This is a genomic window from Candidatus Pelagibacter sp. PS_16 (assembly GCF_059417965.1).
Map to the genome: position 1 here is coordinate 1,309,887 of NZ_CM182074.1, position 17,729 is coordinate 1,327,615.

Genomic DNA, 17,729 nt, shown 5'->3' on the forward strand with positions numbered 1-17,729 from the left:
TATGGAAAACAAAAAAACAAAATTAACACTGTCTGGCATAGCCAAGAAATCGATAGAGAATATAGAGTTAGCAAAAACTCAAAGTAAAAATTCCGTTGTAATTGAAAAAAAGCCCAGCAAATTCGCACCTAGAAGTAGCTTTACTAGACCTGCTAGTGTTAGGTCAAAACCAGCAGTATCAACAACAAGTAGTTTCCCTCCAAGAACCACATCAGTACCTAAACCGGCTTCTCCAATAACTAATGATTATGAAAAACGTAAGTTAGCTGAACAAAGAGCAACTAGAAGATTGAAAGGGGATACAGGTAAACCTGAAACTAAAAAAAGAGAATTAAAATTAACAGTATCAAGAGCATTAAGTGATGAGATCGAAGCAAGATCAAGAAGTATGGCTTCGCTTAAAAGAGCAAAATTAAAAGAAAATAGAGAACTAACTAAAGAAGAAATTCAAGAAAGTTTAAAGCCTGTAAAAAGAGATGTAAATATTCCTGAAGCAATAACAGTGAGAGAACTATCTAACAGAATGGCTGAGCAATCAAGCAATGTAATTAAACATTTATTTGGAATGGGTGTTACGGTTACTATCAATCAAACATTAGCAGCAGATACTGCCGAATACTTAGTAAAAGAATTTGGTCACAATCCGATTAGAGAAACAAAAGCAGAAGAAATTATTCAAAAAATAAAAGAGTCTAGATCTGAAAATTTAAAGAATAGACCACCAATCGTAACTGTGATGGGCCACGTGGATCATGGAAAGACCTCGGTATTGGATGTTTTAAGAAGTGCGAATGTTGTCTCTGGTGAATTTGGTGGAATAACACAACACATTGGAGCTTACCAAATACAACACGAATCTAATAAACTGACTTTTATTGATACACCAGGTCATGCTGCATTTACAGAAATGAGAGCTAGAGGATCAAAATTAACAGACGTTGTAGTATTAGTAGTTGCTGCAGATGATGGTGTTAAACCTCAAACAATAGAATCTATAAAACACGCAAAAGCTGCGAACGTTCCAATAGTTGTAGCAATTAACAAGTGTGATCTACCTGAGGCAGATCCACAAAAAATAAAGAACCAACTTTTAGAATACGAACTTATTGCAGAGGATCTATCGGGAGATACTTTAATGGTTGAAATTTCTGCAAAAAATAAAAAAAATTTAGATAAGTTAGTAGAGTCGATTGTTCTACAAGCAGAAATTTTAGACTTAAAAACTGACTTTGAATCTAAAGCTACAGGAATTGTTTTAGAATCTAAAATTGATATTGGCAGAGGAGCTGTTGCAACAGTTGTAGTTACATCTGGAACAATTAAAAAAGGTGATTTCTTTGTTAGTGGATTAAAATGGGGAAAAGTAAGAGCTTTAATTAATGATAAAGGAGAAAATGTTAATGAAGCACCACCATCAATGCCAGTTGAAATTCTTGGAATTAATGGAGCGGCTAAATCTGGAGATGATTTTATTGTACTAGATTCAGAAAAAGAGGCAAAAACATTAAGTCAGAATAGAGCAGAAGAAAGCAAAACTGGTGGAAGTCCTTTAACTTTTGCTACTCAAGACTCGGCTTTTGCTGATAAGTCAGCTGCAGAATTAAATATTATCGTAAAATCAGATGTTCATGGATCTGCAGAGGCAATCAAAAGTGCGATTAATCAAATTACCCATGATGAAGTAAAACCTAAAATAATTTTATCTGATATTGGAATGGTAACAGAAACAGATGTAACTTTAGCAAAAGCATCTAACGCTGCACTAATTGCATTTAATGTTAAACCAAGTAAGGAAGCAAAAAAATTAGCAGAAAATGAAAAAATTGTAATCTCTTCTTATAATATTATTTATGAAGTTTTGGATTATATTAAATTAAGAATGTCAGGACTTCTTGCTCCAGATGTTCAGGAAAAAATTATTGGTACAGCTCAAATTTTAGAAATTTTCAAAGTTTCAGGTACAGGAAAAGTTGCAGGCTCAAAAGTAACTGAAGGTGAAATAACTAGTGGCGCAAGTGCTAGGGTAGTAAGAGATGGAGCAATTATTTATACGGGTAAAATAAGTACTATTTTTAGAGAAAAAGATCAGGCAAAACAGGTTAGTAATGGCCAAGAGTGTGGAATAACGCTTAAGGACTTTATCGATTTCCAGAAAAACGATACAATAGAGGCCTTTAGTACGACTACAACGGATAGAACAGTATAATGGCTGATAGAATAGGAAAACCAGTATCACAGAGACAATTGCGTGTTGGAGAGATGATTAGGCAATCTTTAGGCATGATTTTTGCCAGAAATGAAGCTAAGGTCCCAAATTTAGAAACTAATACTATAACGGTTACTGAAGTAAAAATGAGTCAAGACCTTAAAATTGCAAAAGCTTACGTATTACCATTAGGTGGTAAAGATTCGGAGTTAGTTATTAAAAAATTAAAAGAATATTCTTTCTTAATTAGAAAAGCTTTATCTAAAAAAATAATTATGAAATATTTACCAAAAATACTTTTTGCTAAAGACGACTCATTTGAGTACGCAGAAAAAATAGAAAACTTAATAAAACAAACAAATAAATAGGAAAATAAATAGTATGACGAAAAAAGCAGAAGAATTAAAAATGCACGAGAAGGACACTGGTTCTTCAGAAGTACAAATTGCATTATTAACAGGAAAAATTGAAACTCTTTCAGCACACATTAAACAATTCAAAAAAGATAAACACTCTTCGGTTGGATTATTAAGAGCAGTAAATAGAAGAAAAAAATTGTTAGAATATTTAAAGAAAAATAAATTTGATTCTTACAAAAATGTATTAACTCAATTAAATTTAAGAAAATAGACAGAAGGAAACGGAAAATAGATGTTCAAAGTATACAAGAAGGAAATTGAAGTAGCAGGTAAGAAGATAAGTTTAGAAACAGGTAAGGTAGCAAGACAAGCAGACGGAGCAATCATTGCTTCATGTGGTGAAACAGTTATTTTAGCAACAGTAGTAGGAGCCAAAAAAGTAAATCCAGATATGGATTATTTTCCTCTGTCTGTAAATTACCAAGAAAAATATTATGCAGGCGGTAAAATTCCTGGTGGATATTTTAAAAGAGAGGCAAGACCAACTGAAAGTGAACAATTGATTTCAAGATTAATTGATAGACCCATCAGACCTTTGTTTCCAAGTGAATTCAAAAATGAAGTTCAGTTGTTACCAACTGTAATTTCATATGATAAAGATAATCAACCAGACATTTTAGCAATTACAGCTTCATCAGCTGCATTAGCCATTTCAGGAATGCCATTTATGGGACCTGTGGGTGCTTCAAGAGTTGGTTTAGTTGATGGAAAATACATATTAAACCCATCAAAAGCTGAGTTAGAAAACTCTACTTTAGATTTAGTTGTAGCTGGTACTAAAGAAGCCGTGCTGATGGTTGAGTCAGAAACATCAGGTTTAACAGAAGAAGTAATGTTAGATGCAGTTAAGTTTGGTCACGAAGGTTTTGTTCCAGTAATCGAAATGATAGAGGAACTTGCAAAAGAATGCAGAAAACCAGAATGGACTGTTGAAAAGAAAGATTTATCTGAAGTTAAGAAAAAACTTGAAGAAAACTTTACAGAAGATTTAACTAAAGCTTTTGCAACAATAGACAAACAAGATCGATCAAATCAAATTTCAGAAATTTCTGACAAAGCAAAACAACTTTTTGCAGAGGATGGAAATTATTCTGATTTCAATGTTAATGATGAATTAAAAAATCTTGAAAAGAAAATTGTTAGAACTGACATTCTTAAAAATAAAAAAAGAATTGATGGCAGAGGTTTAGCTGATGTAAGAGCTATTGAGTGTGAAGTTGGTGTTTTACCAAGAACTCACGGATCAGCTCTATTTACTAGAGGTGAAACACAAGCGATTGTGGTTACTACTTTAGGTACATCTGATGACGAACAAAGATTGGAAAGTTTAGATGGACAGCATAGAGAAAGATTTATGCTTCATTACAACTTCCCTCCTTTCTCAGTTGGTGAAACTGGAAGAATTGGAACTGGAAGACGTGAAGTTGGTCATGGAAAATTAGCATGGAGAGCAATTAACTCTTCATTACCTCCAAAGGAAGAGTTTCCATATACTTTCAGAATAGTATCAGAAATTACAGAATCCAATGGTTCTTCATCAATGGCGAGTGTTTGTGGTGCATCTCTTGCACTTATGGATGCTGGAGTGCCAATTAAAGAGCCAGTTGCAGGTATTGCAATGGGGTTAATTAAAGAAGGCGATGATTTTAGTGTCTTGTCAGATATTTTAGGTGATGAAGATCACCTTGGAGATATGGACTTTAAAGTTGCTGGAACTAAAGATGGAATTACTTCTCTTCAAATGGATATTAAAATTACAGGTATCACATTTGAAATCATGGAGCAGGCTTTAAAACAAGCAAAAGAAGGAAGAATTCATATCTTAGGTGAAATGAATAAAGCTTTAAGTGAATCAAGAGCTGATGTTGGTGAGCACACTCCAAAAATGGAACAAATTACTGTTGATAAAAAAGATATTGCAGCTGTAATTGGAAAAGGTGGAGCAACGATTAGAGAGATTGTTGAAAAATCAGGTGCTAAACTAGATGTGAACGATGAAGGTGTGGTAACTGTTGCTGCTCCAGATGAAGAGTCTAGAAACATTGCTATGCAAATGATCAAAGACATCACAGCAAAAGCTGAACTAAATAAAATTTATTCAGGTAAAGTAATGAAGATTATGGAGTTTGGTGCATTTGTAAATTTCTTAGGCAAACAAGATGGTCTTGTTCACATTTCAGAACTTGCTACTAAAAGAGTAGAAAAAGTTACTGATATTGTTAAAGAAGGTGATGAAGTAAAAGTTAAAGTGATTGGTTTCGATAGAGGTAAAGTTAAACTTTCTATGAAACAAGCTGCTGAATAATTTTTAAATTAAAATTCTAAACCCCTGGAATGAAAGTTCTGGGGTTTTTTTTTATGGGGCTTTTATTAAAAACCTTACACACTCTTTTGTTTTGCTGGAAAGTATTCTACTTCTGAAAAGCGATCTGTCGGAAAAATCCAATAAAATTCAAGGGTTTCTTTTCCATTATTTTTTAAGGCATGTTCAGCATTTCCAGCTATATAAACTACATCGCCCTTTTTAATTGTTTCAAGTTTACCTGATTTATTTAAAATTCCTGTACCATTGGTAACCACATATATTTCTGCTGGTGAGTGATAATGAAGTGTTAAATCTCCACCAGGCACTATTTCAGCAAAACCAAGGGATAAACCAGAACTACCATCAAAATCTGCATCAACTAAAAATTTCCACCTTACTCCAGGATACTTTTCAGTTGATGACCATTCTTGACTCAAAACAGAAGCAAGATTTTTTACAAAAATCATTCAAAATCTTAGCTTATGTCTTATTTTTTTTAAATATAAATTATTAAGTCTAAAAAATTCTTTCAAATTTTTTTAACTAAATTTAACTATATTTTAGGTAATATTTTTAGGATCTGGCATTCCAACCTTGTTATATCCAGCATCTACGTAATGAATTTCACCAGTAACACCATTTGCAAGGTCGCTTAATAGATATAATGCTGAATTTCCAACATCATGAATATCTACGTTTCTTTTAAGGAAAGAATGATCTTCATTCCACTTGTATAAGAATTTTGCATCTCCAATAGCAGAAGCTGCTAAAGTCTTAATGGGTCCAGCACTTATAGCATTCACTCTCATGCCTTTAGCACCTAAATCTCTTGCAAGGTACTTAACACTTGCCTCAAGAGCTGATTTACAAACACCCATTACGTTATAATTTGGAATAGCTTTAGTAGATTCGTAAGTTAAGGTTAACATGCTTCCACCTTCTTTCATTATTTTAGATGCTTCTTTTGCAACTTCTGTAAATGAAAAACATGAGATTAACATACTTCTTAAAAAGTTTTCTCTAGTAGTGTTTAAATACTCACCTGATAATTCTGATTTATCTGAAAATGCAACTGCGTGAACCACAAAATCTATTTGTCCCCATTCAGATTTAATATCTTCAAAAAGTTTTATTACTTCTTCTTTATTCTCAACATCACAACTAAATGTAGCTTTTGAATTTAATTTTTCTGCTAAAGGGATTACTCTTTTCTTTAATGCATCACCAAGATAAGTGAATGCAAGTTCTGCTCCAGCTTCTGCAAGTTTCTGCGAAATACCCCAAGCGATAGACCTTTCATTGGCAACGCCCATGATTAATCCTCTTTTGCCTTTCATTAAACTCATTTAAACCTTTTCAAAAATTAAAGTTGCATTTGTTCCACCAAAACCAAAGCTGTTAGACATAACAGAGTTTAATTTAACATCTGTTTCAGTTTTAGTAACGATTGGGAATTTTTTTGCTTCATCATCCATTTCAGTGATGTTAGCTGAAGCTGTGATAAAATTATTTTTCATCATGATTAAACTATAAATTGCCTCATGAACTGAAGCAGCACCTAGTGGGTGACCAGAAAGGGATTTAGTAGAACTTATTTTTGGTACCTCAGCACCAAATGCTTCTCCAACACCTCTAAGTTCTGTTATATCTCCAACAGGAGTTGAAGTTCCGTGAGTGTTTAAGTAGTCCATTTTATTCTTAGCAGTTGCTAAAGCCATTTTCATACATCTAACAGCACCTTCACCAGATGGGGCTACCATATCATACCCGTCAGAAGTCGCGCCATAGCCTGTTAATTCAGCATATATGTTTGCACCTCTTGCTTTTGCATGCTCGTATTCCTCAAGCACCAAAACTCCACCACCACCTGCTATTACAAAGCCATCTCTAGTCTTATCATAAGCTCTAGAAGCAGTTTCAGGCGCATCATTGTATTTAGAAGATAATGCAGTCATCGCATCAAACATTGCAGTCATTGCCCAGTGTAATTCTTCACTACCACCTGCAAACACAACGTCTTGTTTACCCATTTGAATTAATTCACTTGCATGACCGATACAGTGTCCGCTAGTTGCACACGCAGAACTCATCGTATAATTAACTCCTTTAATTTTAAAAGGTACAGCAAGAGTTGCTGAAGATGTACTAGCCATAGTTCTTGGAACAATAAATGGTCCCATTAATTTTGGAGTTTTGGCTCTAGTCTTATCAACTGATAAAACTACATTTTCAATTGAAGGACCCCCAGAACCCATAACTATTCCAGTTTTAAAATTACTTATATCCTTATCCTCTAATCCTGAATCCTTAATAGCTTCTTTCATTGCAATGTAATTATATGCAGATCCAGAGCCCATAAATCTGATAGTTTTTCTATCGACATGATCTTCAAGTTTAATATTTGGTTTGCCATGAATGTGGCTTCTTAAATTATGCTCTTTATATTCCTCGCAAAAAGATATTCCAGATTTTGAATTTAAAAGAGATTGATAAACTTCTTCTTGATTATTCCCCAAACAAGAAACAACTCCCAAACCTGTAACTACTACTCTTCTCATTATTTAAATAACCCCACTTTTAAGTTTTCTGCTGAATATATTTTCTTGTCATCGGCAAATACTAAACCATTTGCCAAACCAACTGTTGTTCCACCTGGTGCCATAATTTTTTTCATATCAATTTCATATCTTACATTTTTAACATTTTGTAAAACTTCACCAGTGAATTTTACTGTACTCACGCCTAAAGCTCTCCCTTTGCCTGGATTGCCAAGCCAACCAAGATAAAAACCAACTAACTGCCACATAGCATCTAAGCCAAGACAACCTGGCATAACAGGGTCGCCTTTAAAGTGACAATCAAAAAACCAAAGGTCTTCTTTGATATCAAGTTCTGCTTTTAAAGAGCCTTTGCTAAATGTACCATTATCCTCGTTGATTTCTGTTATTCTATCAAACATGAGCATTGGTGGAAGTGGTAATTTTGCATTACCAGGGCCAAAAAGTTCCCCATTTCCGCAGCTTATTAGCTCATCATATGTGAATGAGTTTTTTTTCATAAATTTCAGTTCCTTAATACTTGATTTATGATGATTATAATATAGAAATAGTTTAGAATTATTATAAACAACAATGAATAATATTAATATATACAAAGAAAAACTAAGAGAGTCTGGCTTAAGACCAACTAGACAAAGGTTAAAAATCTGTGAAGTATTGTTTTCACCTGAAAAAACTTTTCATTTTACAATAAATGATTTGACCAAAATTATTGAAGAAAAGTTGAGTGAAAAAATTTCCCTAGCAACAGTTTATAATACAATTCATGCATTTAAGAAAAAAAGATACTTAAAAGAAATTTCAATTAATAGTGATAAAAGTTATTTTGACACTAACGTAACTGAACACCATCACTTTTTTGACGAAGATACAAATGAGTTGATTGATTGTAGCAACGAAGAAATTGATTCAGTGAATATAAAAAGAAATATCACAGGAAAAAAAATAAAATCAGTAGAAGTATTGATTAAAGTTGCAACTGATAATCAAAATCAAAAATAATTCAATAATTTCAATAATTTAATAATTACATTAAAATAATTCTAAACTGTTGACTTACAGTTTAGAATGATTACATGTACACCATAATCATTAAGGAGAAAAATATGTCATTAAAAGGAAGTAAAACAGAAGAAAACTTAAAGGATGCATTTGCAGGTGAGAGCCAAGCAAACAGACGTTATTTATATTTTGCTCAAAAAGCAGATATCGAAGGCTATAACGATGTAGCATCTGTATTTAGATCTACAGCTGAAGGTGAAACAGGTCATGCACATGGACACCTTGAGTATCTTGAAGAAGTTGGAGATCCAGCAACGGGATTACCAATTGGTGAGACTAAAGCAAATTTAGCTTCAGCAGTACAAGGTGAAACTCATGAATATACAGACATGTACCCAGGTATGGCAAAAACAGCTAGAGAAGAAGGTTTTCCAGAAATAGCTGATTGGTTTGAAACTTTAGCAAAAGCTGAAAAATCACACGCAGGTAAATTCCAAAAAACATTAGAATCTATTGCGTAAATAAAACTTAATTTATGGTGGGGTTTTCCCCCACCATTAAATCCTAAAATTTTAAATATGAGTAAAGAAGGCAGTATAGACGCACCCATTAGACACCCAATCAATTTTGAGCATCCAGATTTTTTAGATCCTAAAAAATTAGATGACGAAATGAGAAGAGCATTCGATATCTGCCATGGATGTAGAAGATGTTTTAATTTATGTGACTCGTTTCCAAAATTATTTGACATGATAGATGAGTCAGAAAATGAGGATGTAGAAAGTTTAAAAAGTGAACAGTTTGAACCTGTAGTAGATGCTTGCACATTGTGTGATATGTGTTTTATGACCAAGTGTCCTTATGTACCGCCACATGATTTTGATTTAGACTTTCCTCACTTAATGTTGAGATACAGAACAGCTCAAAAAAAATTAAATAAATTACCTGCAGTACCGGCACAATTAGCTCGAATTGATAGAAATGCAAAAATTGGTGTAATGTTATCATCACTTATAAACTGGGCATCAAATATTAAAAATACATTTTTTAGAAAAATATTAGAATTAGTTGCTGGAATTGATATGAGGGTTAAGCTTCCAACCTACAATTCAGAAACATTTACAAAATATTTTAAAAAAAATAATATTCCAGTAAACAGTGAAGCTCCATCTAAAGATAGAAAAGTTGTAATTTATTCAACATGCTTTGTTAATTTTAATAAAAAAGACACTGGTGTAGCTGCATTAAAAGTTTTAAAAAAAAATGGAGTAGAGGTTCAAGAGGCTTACCCAGGTTGTTGTGGAATGCCTTATCTCGAGCAAGCAGATTTACCAAAAGTTGTAGAGCAAGCTAAAAAAGTTTCCAAAGATTTATTAGAGTGGGTAGATAAGGGTTATCAAATTATTACTCTAACAGCCAGCTGTGGTCTAATGTTAAAATTTGAATGGCCATTGCTATTACCAAACGATGAAAATATTAAAAGACTTTCAAAAAGTGTTAGTGATATAGATGAGTATATCGTTGATATAGCACAAAACGAAGGCTTAGCAGAGGGCTTACAAGAAATTGATGGTGGGGTTACAGTTCACAACGCTTGTCATGCAAGAGCACAAAATATGGGTATTAAATCTAGAGATATGCTTAAATTCATTCCTAATATAAAAATGGATGTTGTTGAAAGATGTGCTGGTCACGGAGGAACTTTTGGTGTGATGAAGGAAACTCACGATCTAGCTATAAAAGTTGGAACACCAACAGCAAAACAAATTAAAAATAAAAATAATAAATACATGGCTTCAGATTGTCCTTTGGCAGGTAAGCATTTGAAACAATTAGAAACAGACACAAATATTTCAAATGATGAGGCACTTCATCCTATCGAATTAATGGCAAAAAGTTATAGATTGTAATTATGAGTAAAGAAAAAAGACTAATAGAAAAAGAAGACTTACTACCATCTGATGTTTACACAAAAAGTAGAAAACAAATCAGAAAAGATTTAGTTGAGTTTAAAAAAGATAGAAGAATAGCACTTGGTCCTTATGCTACTTTTTATTTTGAAAGTTTTGAAACTATGGTTGCCCAAGTTCAAGAAATGCTTCACATCGAAAAAGGTGGAGATGAGCAATTAAAAGATGAATTAATAGCCTACAATCCCTTAGTACCAAGTGGAAAAGAACTTATAGCAACATTAATGTTTGAAATTGATAATCCAATTTCAAGAGCTAAATTTTTAGGTAAAGTTGGAGGTATTGAAGAAAAGGTATTTATGAAAATTAATAATGAAATTGTTAAAGCAGTTCCAGAAGCAGATGTTGACAGAACATCAGCAGAAGGAAAAGCTTCTTCAGTACAGTTTATCCATTTCAAATTAAATGATGATCAAATTTTTAAATTTAAATCAGATAGTGCAACTATTGAACTTGGGATTGATCATAAAGAGTATACTCACACAACAAAACTATCAGAAAATAGCATTAAATCGCTATGTGATGATTTTATCTAATAGAGCCCCAAATATTTTCAGTTTTGACCCAGCCTGAATAATCTTCAGTTTTTACGTTACACCATATATTTTCACATTTTTTTAAGATTAATAGTCTTCCCTTTTCTAGTTTGGCTATTGGTTTTGAAAAGTTAGATGGTTTTTTATATAAAATTTTATCTTCTAAAATAATAATAGAATTTGATTTTTTAATCTGAGAAATGTGGATCCATCCACTATTATTTTTTAAATCTACAATTCTCCTAAAATTTTCTTTTTGATCTATTTGTTTTATCGGTAAATTTATTTTTTTATAAATATATTTGATTTTTGAATCAAAACTTGGTCCATATCGAACATTTACTTTACTTTTTTTTAAAGAAAGAAACTTTTCTTCTGCCATTGAAAATTGACCAAATAAAACTGATAGACACAAAAACCAGATAGCTATTTTTTTTATCATTTACAAAAACAGTTTTTTCTTTTTTTAAGTTTAACTTTTCTAAAATTTAATTGTAATAAATCTAAGATAAAAATATATCCATCAAGACTTTTTCCAATACCAAGTATTTTCTTTAAAACTTCATTTGCTTGTATTGTTCCAATTATACCAGCAACAGTGCCAAGAATACCTTCTGACTCGCAATTTAATAAGTCATCTGAAATATCAGAGTCTTGAAAAAAACATCTTAAACATGGAATTTTTTTATTTTTAAAATTAAAAGTAAATATATGACCGTCAAATTTACTTATGGCTCCGGTTACAAGTATTTTTTTAAATTTATAACAAAAATCATTTAATAAAAATTTTGTTGAAAAATTATCAGAACCATCAACTATATAATCATAATCTTTTATAATTTTCCTAAAGTTATTTTTATCAAGTCTTATTTTGTAAATTTTAATTTTAATACTTGGGTTTATTTTTTTAATTTTAACCCTTGCTATTTGAACTTTAAATTTTCCTATATCGCTGGTGTTATAAAGACTTTGTCTGTGTAGATTAGATAAACTAACTTTATCATCATCAACTATACCTATCGAACCAACTCCAGCTCTTGCAAGAAATTCTGCAACAGGAGATCCTAAACCACCCATTCCAACAATTAAAACTTTTGAAGATATAATTTTTTTTTGTCCAATAGTGCCAATATCTTTTAGTACTATTTGTCTTGAGTATCTTTCTATTGATGCTTTTTTTAATTGGCTATTCATTTACCTGTTGAGCCAAATCCACCATCACCTCGCAATGTATCAGGTAAATTATCTGTTTCTTCAAACTCCATCTTAATTACAGGCATTAAGACCATTTGTGCTATTCTATCTTTATTGTTGATAAGGAAATCTTCTTTACCATGATTAAAAAGTATAACTTTAATTTCTCCTCTATAATCACTATCAATTGTCCCCGGAGTGTTTAAAACTGTAATACTTTTTTTAGCAGCCAAACCAGATCGAGGACGAATTTGAACTTCATAATCCTCTGAAAATGCCATTGAAAGACCTGTAGGAACCAAATATGAGCTATTAGGTGCTATTCTAATAGGCTCCTCTATAAAAGCCATCAAATCCATACCTGAAGCACCATCTGTTTTGTAAGCAGGTAATTCTACTTTAGGATTTAATTTTTTGATTAATATTTTAGCCACTGAATTTTAATTTAATCTTTTAATAACTCTATCTACTATTTCATCAGAAATTTCAGATTTACTTTTTATTGTAAGCCTTTCATCATCCATATTTTTATCTCTATAATAAATCGAAACTTCATTAAAACTAGAGTCAAATCCAATTGCTTTATTGGAAACATCATTTGCAATTATCCAATCACAGTTTTTTTCATCTAATTTTTTTTTTGCATTTTCTTCTATATTATTAGTTTCTGCAGCAAATCCAATTACCAACTTTGGTCTAAGAGAATTATGTTTTGATACATAATTTAAAATATCAATATTTTTTTCTAGTTCTAGATTTAATTTTTCTTGCTTTTTAATTTTGCTATTACTTATTTCTTTAACTTTAAAGTCAGCAACAGCTGCTGAAAAAATTGCTACATCTGTTGGTAAATTATTTTGTGTAGCTTTAAACATTTCGTCTGCAGTTTCTACTTTAATTAAGTTTATATTGTTGCCTACTTCTAAATTTGTAGGTCCAGAAATTAAAGTGGTTTGAAATCCTTTTTTAGCAAATGCTTTTGCTAAAGCATAACCTTGTTTTCCAGAGGATTTATTTGTTATAAATCTTACAGGGTCAATATATTCATTAGTTGGTCCAGCCGTTACTAAGGCTTTTAATTTATAATTTTTATTTAATTCACTAAAGTATAAATTAATTTCTTGAACAATATTATCTGGTTCAGTCATTTTCCCTTCACCAAATTCTCCACAGGCCATATCTCCAATTTCAGGACCTATAATTTTATAACCAAATGATTTTAATTTTTTAAGGTTTTCTTTCGTTGATGGATGGTCCCACATTCTAACATTCATTGCTGGTGTTAAAAAAATATCTTTATCTGAAGCCAAAATTACAGTTGAAGCAAGATCATCTGAAGACCCTGTGCTTAATTTTGAGATTGTATTAGCGGTAGCTGGAGCTACAACAATTAAGTCTGCCCATCTAGATAGTGAAATATGATCCATTTCAGCCTCATTTTCAGGGCTAAATAAATCGTCATAAACTTTTTCTTGAGATAGTGAGGCAACGGACAAAGGAGTTACAAATTCTTTAGCACTTTTAGTAAGAATAGTTTTAACCTTTGCACCTAATTTTTTTAATGATCTGATTAATTCTAAACTTTTGTAAGCAGATATGCCACCACATATTATTAAAAGTATTTTTCTTTCAGATATATTATTCATTGTGAGAATTAAAATACTACTAGACCAAAAATTACAAGCAGTAATAAACCAACAATAGACTGATTTCTAAAGGCAGTCATTTCAGATCTCTTTTCATTTAAGGCAGTAAATGAATTTGAATTTTGGGGGATCTGTCCACTTGCTAAAAATGATAAAGCTTGATTGGCTTTATCCATAATCTCTGGAAAATCAGGCAATCTTTTAATTACTTCAGTAGTACTTTTTAAACTTTCATTTAAGGTATTAATTGGATCTTTTGTTTCTCTTAACCAACTTTCTAAAACTGGTTTTGAAGTTTCCCATATATTGGTATTAGGGTTAAGTTTTCTCGCAACTCCCTCAACCACTACCATTGTTTTTTGTAACATTAATAATTGAGGTTGAGTTTGCATATTAAATTTTTCAGTAACTTCAAAAAGTTGTTTTAATAATTTTCCCCCAGAAATATCTTTTACAGATTGACCAAAAATTGGTTCACCAATTGATCTTAATGCTTGTGCTAAATCATTAACAGGCACATCTTTAGGAACTAGACCAGCAACCAAATGTACCTCAGCAACTTTTTTGTAGTCTCTTTGAATAAATCCAAATAAAATTTCAGCTAAAAATCTTTTGCTAAGATTGTCTAATCTTCCCATTATTCCAAAATCTATAGGAACAATTTGCCCATTATCGTCAATAAATATGTTTCCTTGATGCATATCAGCATGAAAAAAACCGTCTCTAACAGCATGTCTTAAAAAATGCTGAATTACATCAGAGGCTATTCTCTTAGTATCTATATTTCTTTTTTGTAAATCTTCTGTTTCACGAATAGAAACGCCTTCTACCCAATCAAGTGTCATGACATTTTCGCTTGTAAAATTCCAATAAATAGCAGGAACTCTAAAACCTGCATCATTCTTTGTATTTTCGGCATATTCATTTGCAGCTGCTGCTTCAAATCTTAAATCCATTTCTAAATTAGTTATTTCTTTAAGAAGAAAAACTACTTCTACCAATTTCAGCCTTTTTGTTTTTTTTATAAATGACTCAACCATAAAAGCAAAAAGCATCAAAGCATCTATCTCCTCATTAAATACTTTTTTTATATTTGGTCTTAAAATTTTAATAGCAACATCTTTTATGGTTCCATTGTCATTTATTTTTGCTTTATGAACCTGTGCTATTGAAGCTGCTGCAACTGGTTCACTTAAATCAATGATTGAATTGAAAGTATCATCTCCTAGGTCTTTTTTAATTATTGCTTTTGCTTCAGTTAAAGTAAAAGCGGGCAACCTATCTTGTAAGCCCTCTAACTGTTTTGCTAAATCATCTCCGATAATATCAGGTCTAGTAACCAAAAATTGTCCTAACTTAATAAATGTAGTTCCCATTGATTGTAGCGACTTAGAAAGTTTTGCTCCTTCATTTTCGTTTAAATTATTTTTATTAGGTGGAGAAAAAGAAAATGAAAGTATTTGGAAGAGAATCTTAATTGCTAATGGTGGTTTTTTAAACTTAGAAAGAATAGTTAATATATCAGAACGAGCTAATTTTCTTCCTAATTTAAATAAGATGAATATTTTTTTTAACATTAGATTTTCCAGCCTGAATGAATAGCTACAATTCCACCTGATAAGTTTCTATAACTGCAGTTAACAAATTTATTTTTATTCATTAAATCAATTAACTCTTCTTGATTAATAAACTCTTCAATACTTTTAACCAGATATTCATAAGGTTCTTTTTGTCCAACTATAGCTTTTCCAACTAAAGGAATAAGTTTTGAATAATTTTTATATATAAAGTCTAAATTAGAGTTTTGAATTTTAGAAAATTCTAAACATAAGTAACGACCTCCTGGTTTTAAAACTCTATAAGCTTCTGACAAAGCTTTATTTAGATCTTTAGTATTTCGTAGTCCAAAACTAATTGTATAATAATCACAAGAATTATCTTTAATAGGCAACTTTTCAGCTGGAGCAATTATCCAATTGATATTTTTATAAGTATTTAACTTTTCTTTGCCTTTACCAATCATCCCTTTATTTGGATCAACGCAAAATATTTCACCATTTTTATCAGTTGCATCTAAAAAAAGTTTACCAAGATCTCCAGTTCCGCAGGCGACATCAATTAAAGTTTTATTATTTGAAGGGTTCATCCAACTTAATAGATCTTTTTTCCAAATTCTATGAACACCCAATGACATAAAGTCATTCATTAAATCATATTTGTCATAGACATTATCAAAGACACTTTGGACAAGGCCCTTTTTGTTTTGGAGATATTGCTGCATATTAAATTTATTATTTATTGATAATATAGTCTCAAATGCCAGAATTACCAGAAGTAGAAATAGTCAAACAATCGCTATCTAAAAAATTAGAGCATAAAAAAATCAAAAAAATAATAATTACGAATAGAAATTTAAGGTTTAAAATTCCTTTAAAATTTGAAGAATTATTAAAAAATAAAATTATTAAAAAAGTAACTAGATTTTCAAAGTATTTGATCTTGAATTTTTCTGATCAATCTTTTTGTTTAATTCATTTAGGGATGTCTGGAACTGTTCATTTAATAAAAAAAAATAATATTAGTAAGTTTACTAATACTAGTTTTTATAATTCACCAAGCCTACCAAAAAAACATAATCATGTTGAAATTCATTTTAAAGGTTTAAGAGTTATATACAATGATCCTAGAAGATTTGGATTTTTTAAATTTATAGAAAACAAGAAGGAACTTGAAAAAAGATTTAGTCATTTAGGACCTGAACCATTTTTTAAAAATTTTAACTTAGAATATTTAATTGGTTATTTCACAAATAAAAAAAAGGATATAAAAAGTTTCTTATTAGATCAAAAATTTGTATCAGGAATTGGAAATATTTATGCTAGTGAAATTTTATTTTTATGTAAAATTAATCCAATTACCTATGCATCAAAGTTAACCAAGCAAGATTGCAAAAAAATTATTACTTATTCAAAAAGTGTACTTAATAGGGCTATTAAAAAAGGAGGGTCAAGTATTCGAGATTTTAAAAACATCACTGGAAAAAGTGGAAATTTCCAAAAAGAATTTAGGGTGTATCAAAGAGAAAATCTAAGCTGCTTAAGAACTAAATGTAATGGGAAAATTCAGAAAATATTTATATCTAATAGGTCAACATTCTTTTGTAATACATGCCAAAAATAGGGAATTATTCTATTGACCAGTATAAATTCTCAAGCTATACCACTGCGCTTATGGCAAACACAAAATCAGCAATTAAAAGAATTAGAAGAATTGCTACACAAACATTGGTTAATAAGGCTCGTAAGAGCAAGTACAGAAATGCTATAAAAAAAATGAACCTTCTTCTGGTAGAAAAGAAAAAAGATGAAGCTCTAAAATTCTTGCCAAAGTTGAACTCTGAGTTAATGAAAGTTGCAAAAACTGGAATTATAAAGAAAGCAAATGCTTCAAGAAACATTTCGAGAATAACAAAGAAAATTTCAGGCTTATAATAAATTTATACGACTATTTTAAATTTCAACTAATAGTACTTACATCATATAAGAAATCAAATTTTTAGATTAACTATATATAGATTTAGTAAAACAATAAGAAACATAATTTATAAATCACACAATCATAGATTTTAAATTTGTAAAATTAATCGTTCAATCAAACAACACTGTGGCAAAATAATTTTTAAGATTTAAAACAGACCACCTCTTGGTTGTAATATTATATCAGCTTAGAGAGAATATTCCCGTTTGAAATGAATCACCTATAGATTTAATTTATTTTTATTTTTACTAAATTATTTATTGCAAATATTAATTTTATTTATTTTTGCTTTTACAAAATTATTTATTGCAAAAAAATTATTTTGCTTCTAACTGACCTTATTCCTACAAATTTTT

At 30.8% G+C, this 17,729-nt stretch carries 20 protein-coding genes; 10 read left to right on the forward strand and 10 right to left on the reverse strand.

Annotated elements, in window-relative coordinates:
- Nucleotide 1 precedes the first annotated feature (1 nt).
- The 4 genes from infB to pnp are packed head-to-tail and all read left to right on the forward strand — an operon-like array spanning nucleotide 2 to nucleotide 4,930.
- On the forward strand, nucleotides 2–2,206 hold the full coding sequence (gene infB, locus AC5SL0_RS06920) for a translation initiation factor IF-2 (RefSeq protein ID WP_494617186.1): 2,205 nt from the start codon (nucleotides 2–4) through the stop codon (nucleotides 2,204–2,206).
- Entirely contained in the window at nucleotides 2,206–2,574 is a 369-nt protein-coding gene (gene rbfA / locus AC5SL0_RS06925) for a 30S ribosome-binding factor RbfA (protein WP_006997517.1), read from the forward strand. Before infB ends, rbfA begins: the two co-directional genes overlap by 1 nt.
- 13 nt (nucleotides 2,575–2,587) lie before the next feature.
- Complete coding sequence (rpsO, locus tag AC5SL0_RS06930; RefSeq protein WP_006997516.1) at nucleotides 2,588–2,836, forward strand: 30S ribosomal protein S15; 249 nt, start codon at nucleotides 2,588–2,590, stop codon at nucleotides 2,834–2,836.
- 21 nt (nucleotides 2,837–2,857) lie between these two features.
- The gene (pnp, locus tag AC5SL0_RS06935; RefSeq protein ID WP_494618246.1) at nucleotides 2,858–4,930 is read left to right on the forward strand and encodes a polyribonucleotide nucleotidyltransferase; all 2,073 of its coding nucleotides are present in this window, start codon (nucleotides 2,858–2,860) and stop codon (nucleotides 4,928–4,930) included.
- A 74-nt stretch (nucleotides 4,931–5,004) separates the two neighbouring features.
- Here the strand turns inward: pnp and AC5SL0_RS06940 are convergent, their stop codons facing one another.
- The 4 genes from AC5SL0_RS06940 to fabA all read right to left on the reverse strand — a co-directional run bounded on the left by AC5SL0_RS06940 (nucleotide 5,005) and on the right by fabA (nucleotide 7,988).
- Entirely contained in the window at nucleotides 5,005–5,397 is a 393-nt protein-coding gene (locus tag AC5SL0_RS06940) for a cupin domain-containing protein (protein ID WP_018413735.1), read from the reverse strand.
- A 93-nt stretch (nucleotides 5,398–5,490) separates the two neighbouring features.
- The gene (locus tag AC5SL0_RS06945; protein ID WP_006997513.1) at nucleotides 5,491–6,276 is read right to left on the reverse strand and encodes an enoyl-ACP reductase FabI; all 786 of its coding nucleotides are present in this window, start codon (nucleotides 6,274–6,276) and stop codon (nucleotides 5,491–5,493) included.
- Nucleotides 6,277–7,488: a beta-ketoacyl-ACP synthase I gene (gene fabB, locus AC5SL0_RS06950; RefSeq protein ID WP_018413736.1), complete on the reverse strand. Its 1,212-nt coding sequence runs from the start codon at nucleotides 7,486–7,488 to the stop codon at nucleotides 6,277–6,279. It lies immediately after the preceding gene.
- Complete coding sequence (gene fabA / locus AC5SL0_RS06955) at nucleotides 7,488–7,988, reverse strand: bifunctional 3-hydroxydecanoyl-ACP dehydratase/trans-2-decenoyl-ACP isomerase (RefSeq protein WP_494618247.1); 501 nt, start codon at nucleotides 7,986–7,988, stop codon at nucleotides 7,488–7,490. The genes fabB and fabA overlap by 1 nt, the downstream gene beginning before the upstream one ends.
- Before the next feature lie 73 nt (nucleotides 7,989–8,061).
- Between fabA and AC5SL0_RS06960 the strand changes: the two genes are divergently transcribed.
- The 4 genes from AC5SL0_RS06960 (at nucleotide 8,062) to AC5SL0_RS06975 (ending at nucleotide 10,996) form a co-directional block, all read left to right on the forward strand.
- Entirely contained in the window at nucleotides 8,062–8,490 is a 429-nt protein-coding gene (locus tag AC5SL0_RS06960; protein ID WP_494618248.1) for a Fur family transcriptional regulator, read from the forward strand.
- Nucleotides 8,491–8,594: 104 nt separating this feature from the next.
- Nucleotides 8,595–9,011 (forward strand): rubrerythrin family protein, encoded by a 417-nt coding sequence (locus AC5SL0_RS06965; RefSeq protein ID WP_006997509.1) that lies wholly within the window; start codon nucleotides 8,595–8,597, stop codon nucleotides 9,009–9,011.
- A 57-nt stretch (nucleotides 9,012–9,068) separates the two neighbouring features.
- A complete protein-coding gene (locus AC5SL0_RS06970) occupies nucleotides 9,069–10,400 on the forward strand; it encodes a (Fe-S)-binding protein (RefSeq protein ID WP_006997508.1) in 1,332 nt (443 codons plus the stop codon).
- Nucleotides 10,401–10,402: 2 nt separating this feature from the next.
- Nucleotides 10,403–10,996: a DUF3501 family protein gene (locus AC5SL0_RS06975; protein ID WP_494618250.1), complete on the forward strand. Its 594-nt coding sequence runs from the start codon at nucleotides 10,403–10,405 to the stop codon at nucleotides 10,994–10,996.
- Here AC5SL0_RS06975 and AC5SL0_RS06980 read toward each other — a convergent pair.
- Genes AC5SL0_RS06980 through ubiE form a run of 6 tightly spaced genes read right to left on the reverse strand, consistent with a single transcriptional unit; the run spans nucleotide 10,989 to nucleotide 16,117 of the window.
- Nucleotides 10,989–11,438, reverse strand: coding sequence for an SH3 domain-containing protein (locus AC5SL0_RS06980; RefSeq protein ID WP_006997506.1), 450 nt, complete (start codon nucleotides 11,436–11,438; stop codon nucleotides 10,989–10,991). The genes AC5SL0_RS06975 and AC5SL0_RS06980 overlap by 8 nt on opposite strands.
- On the reverse strand, nucleotides 11,435–12,190 hold the full coding sequence (locus AC5SL0_RS06985; RefSeq protein ID WP_494618251.1) for a HesA/MoeB/ThiF family protein: 756 nt from the start codon (nucleotides 12,188–12,190) through the stop codon (nucleotides 11,435–11,437). The genes AC5SL0_RS06980 and AC5SL0_RS06985 overlap by 4 nt, the downstream gene beginning before the upstream one ends.
- Nucleotides 12,187–12,624 carry a dUTP diphosphatase gene (dut, locus tag AC5SL0_RS06990; protein ID WP_494618252.1) on the reverse strand — a complete coding sequence of 146 codons (438 nt, stop codon included), beginning with the start codon at nucleotides 12,622–12,624 and terminating at the stop codon, nucleotides 12,187–12,189. The genes AC5SL0_RS06985 and dut overlap by 4 nt, the downstream gene beginning before the upstream one ends.
- 6 nt (nucleotides 12,625–12,630) lie before the next feature.
- Nucleotides 12,631–13,836 carry a bifunctional phosphopantothenoylcysteine decarboxylase/phosphopantothenate--cysteine ligase CoaBC gene (gene coaBC, locus AC5SL0_RS06995; protein WP_494618253.1) on the reverse strand — a complete coding sequence of 402 codons (1,206 nt, stop codon included), beginning with the start codon at nucleotides 13,834–13,836 and terminating at the stop codon, nucleotides 12,631–12,633.
- 8 nt (nucleotides 13,837–13,844) lie between these two features.
- The gene (gene ubiB, locus AC5SL0_RS07000; RefSeq protein ID WP_006997502.1) at nucleotides 13,845–15,413 is read right to left on the reverse strand and encodes a 2-polyprenylphenol 6-hydroxylase; all 1,569 of its coding nucleotides are present in this window, start codon (nucleotides 15,411–15,413) and stop codon (nucleotides 13,845–13,847) included.
- Nucleotides 15,413–16,117 (reverse strand): bifunctional demethylmenaquinone methyltransferase/2-methoxy-6-polyprenyl-1,4-benzoquinol methylase UbiE, encoded by a 705-nt coding sequence (ubiE, locus tag AC5SL0_RS07005; protein WP_011281685.1) that lies wholly within the window; start codon nucleotides 16,115–16,117, stop codon nucleotides 15,413–15,415. The genes ubiB and ubiE overlap by 1 nt, the downstream gene beginning before the upstream one ends.
- Nucleotides 16,118–16,152: 35 nt before the next feature.
- On the opposite strand from ubiE, the gene mutM reads away from it, so the two are divergent.
- Both mutM and rpsT read left to right on the forward strand, forming a co-directional pair.
- A complete protein-coding gene (mutM, locus tag AC5SL0_RS07010; protein ID WP_011281686.1) occupies nucleotides 16,153–17,016 on the forward strand; it encodes a bifunctional DNA-formamidopyrimidine glycosylase/DNA-(apurinic or apyrimidinic site) lyase in 864 nt (287 codons plus the stop codon).
- 50 nt (nucleotides 17,017–17,066) lie between these two features.
- Entirely contained in the window at nucleotides 17,067–17,327 is a 261-nt protein-coding gene (gene rpsT / locus AC5SL0_RS07015; protein WP_026362696.1) for a 30S ribosomal protein S20, read from the forward strand.
- The last annotated feature ends 402 nt before the right edge of the window (nucleotides 17,328–17,729 follow it).

Bases quoted from the DNA above. Each gene is read 5' to 3' on its own strand.
- infB (WP_494617186.1), top strand. From the start codon at position 2: ATGGAAAACAAAAAAACAAAATTAACACTGTCTGGCATAGCCAAGAAA.
- rbfA (WP_006997517.1), top strand. From the start codon at position 2,206: ATGGCTGATAGAATAGGAAAACCAGTATCACAGAGACAATTGCGTGTT.
- rpsO (WP_006997516.1), top strand. From the start codon at position 2,588: ATGACGAAAAAAGCAGAAGAATTAAAAATGCACGAGAAGGACACTGGT.
- pnp (WP_494618246.1), top strand. From the start codon at position 2,858: ATGTTCAAAGTATACAAGAAGGAAATTGAAGTAGCAGGTAAGAAGATA.
- AC5SL0_RS06940 (WP_018413735.1), bottom strand. From the start codon at position 5,397: ATGATTTTTGTAAAAAATCTTGCTTCTGTTTTGAGTCAAGAATGGTCA.
- AC5SL0_RS06945 (WP_006997513.1), bottom strand. From the start codon at position 6,276: ATGAGTTTAATGAAAGGCAAAAGAGGATTAATCATGGGCGTTGCCAAT.
- fabB (WP_018413736.1), bottom strand. From the start codon at position 7,488: ATGAGAAGAGTAGTAGTTACAGGTTTGGGAGTTGTTTCTTGTTTGGGG.
- fabA (WP_494618247.1), bottom strand. From the start codon at position 7,988: ATGAAAAAAAACTCATTCACATATGATGAGCTAATAAGCTGCGGAAAT.
- AC5SL0_RS06960 (WP_494618248.1), top strand. From the start codon at position 8,062: ATGAATAATATTAATATATACAAAGAAAAACTAAGAGAGTCTGGCTTA.
- AC5SL0_RS06965 (WP_006997509.1), top strand. From the start codon at position 8,595: ATGTCATTAAAAGGAAGTAAAACAGAAGAAAACTTAAAGGATGCATTT.
- AC5SL0_RS06970 (WP_006997508.1), top strand. From the start codon at position 9,069: ATGAGTAAAGAAGGCAGTATAGACGCACCCATTAGACACCCAATCAAT.
- AC5SL0_RS06975 (WP_494618250.1), top strand. From the start codon at position 10,403: ATGAGTAAAGAAAAAAGACTAATAGAAAAAGAAGACTTACTACCATCT.
- AC5SL0_RS06980 (WP_006997506.1), bottom strand. From the start codon at position 11,438: ATGATAAAAAAAATAGCTATCTGGTTTTTGTGTCTATCAGTTTTATTT.
- AC5SL0_RS06985 (WP_494618251.1), bottom strand. From the start codon at position 12,190: ATGAATAGCCAATTAAAAAAAGCATCAATAGAAAGATACTCAAGACAA.
- coaBC (WP_494618253.1), bottom strand. From the start codon at position 13,836: ATGAATAATATATCTGAAAGAAAAATACTTTTAATAATATGTGGTGGC.
- ubiB (WP_006997502.1), bottom strand. From the start codon at position 15,413: ATGTTAAAAAAAATATTCATCTTATTTAAATTAGGAAGAAAATTAGCT.
- ubiE (WP_011281685.1), bottom strand. From the start codon at position 16,117: ATGCAGCAATATCTCCAAAACAAAAAGGGCCTTGTCCAAAGTGTCTTT.
- mutM (WP_011281686.1), top strand. From the start codon at position 16,153: ATGCCAGAATTACCAGAAGTAGAAATAGTCAAACAATCGCTATCTAAA.
- rpsT (WP_026362696.1), top strand. From the start codon at position 17,067: ATGGCAAACACAAAATCAGCAATTAAAAGAATTAGAAGAATTGCTACA.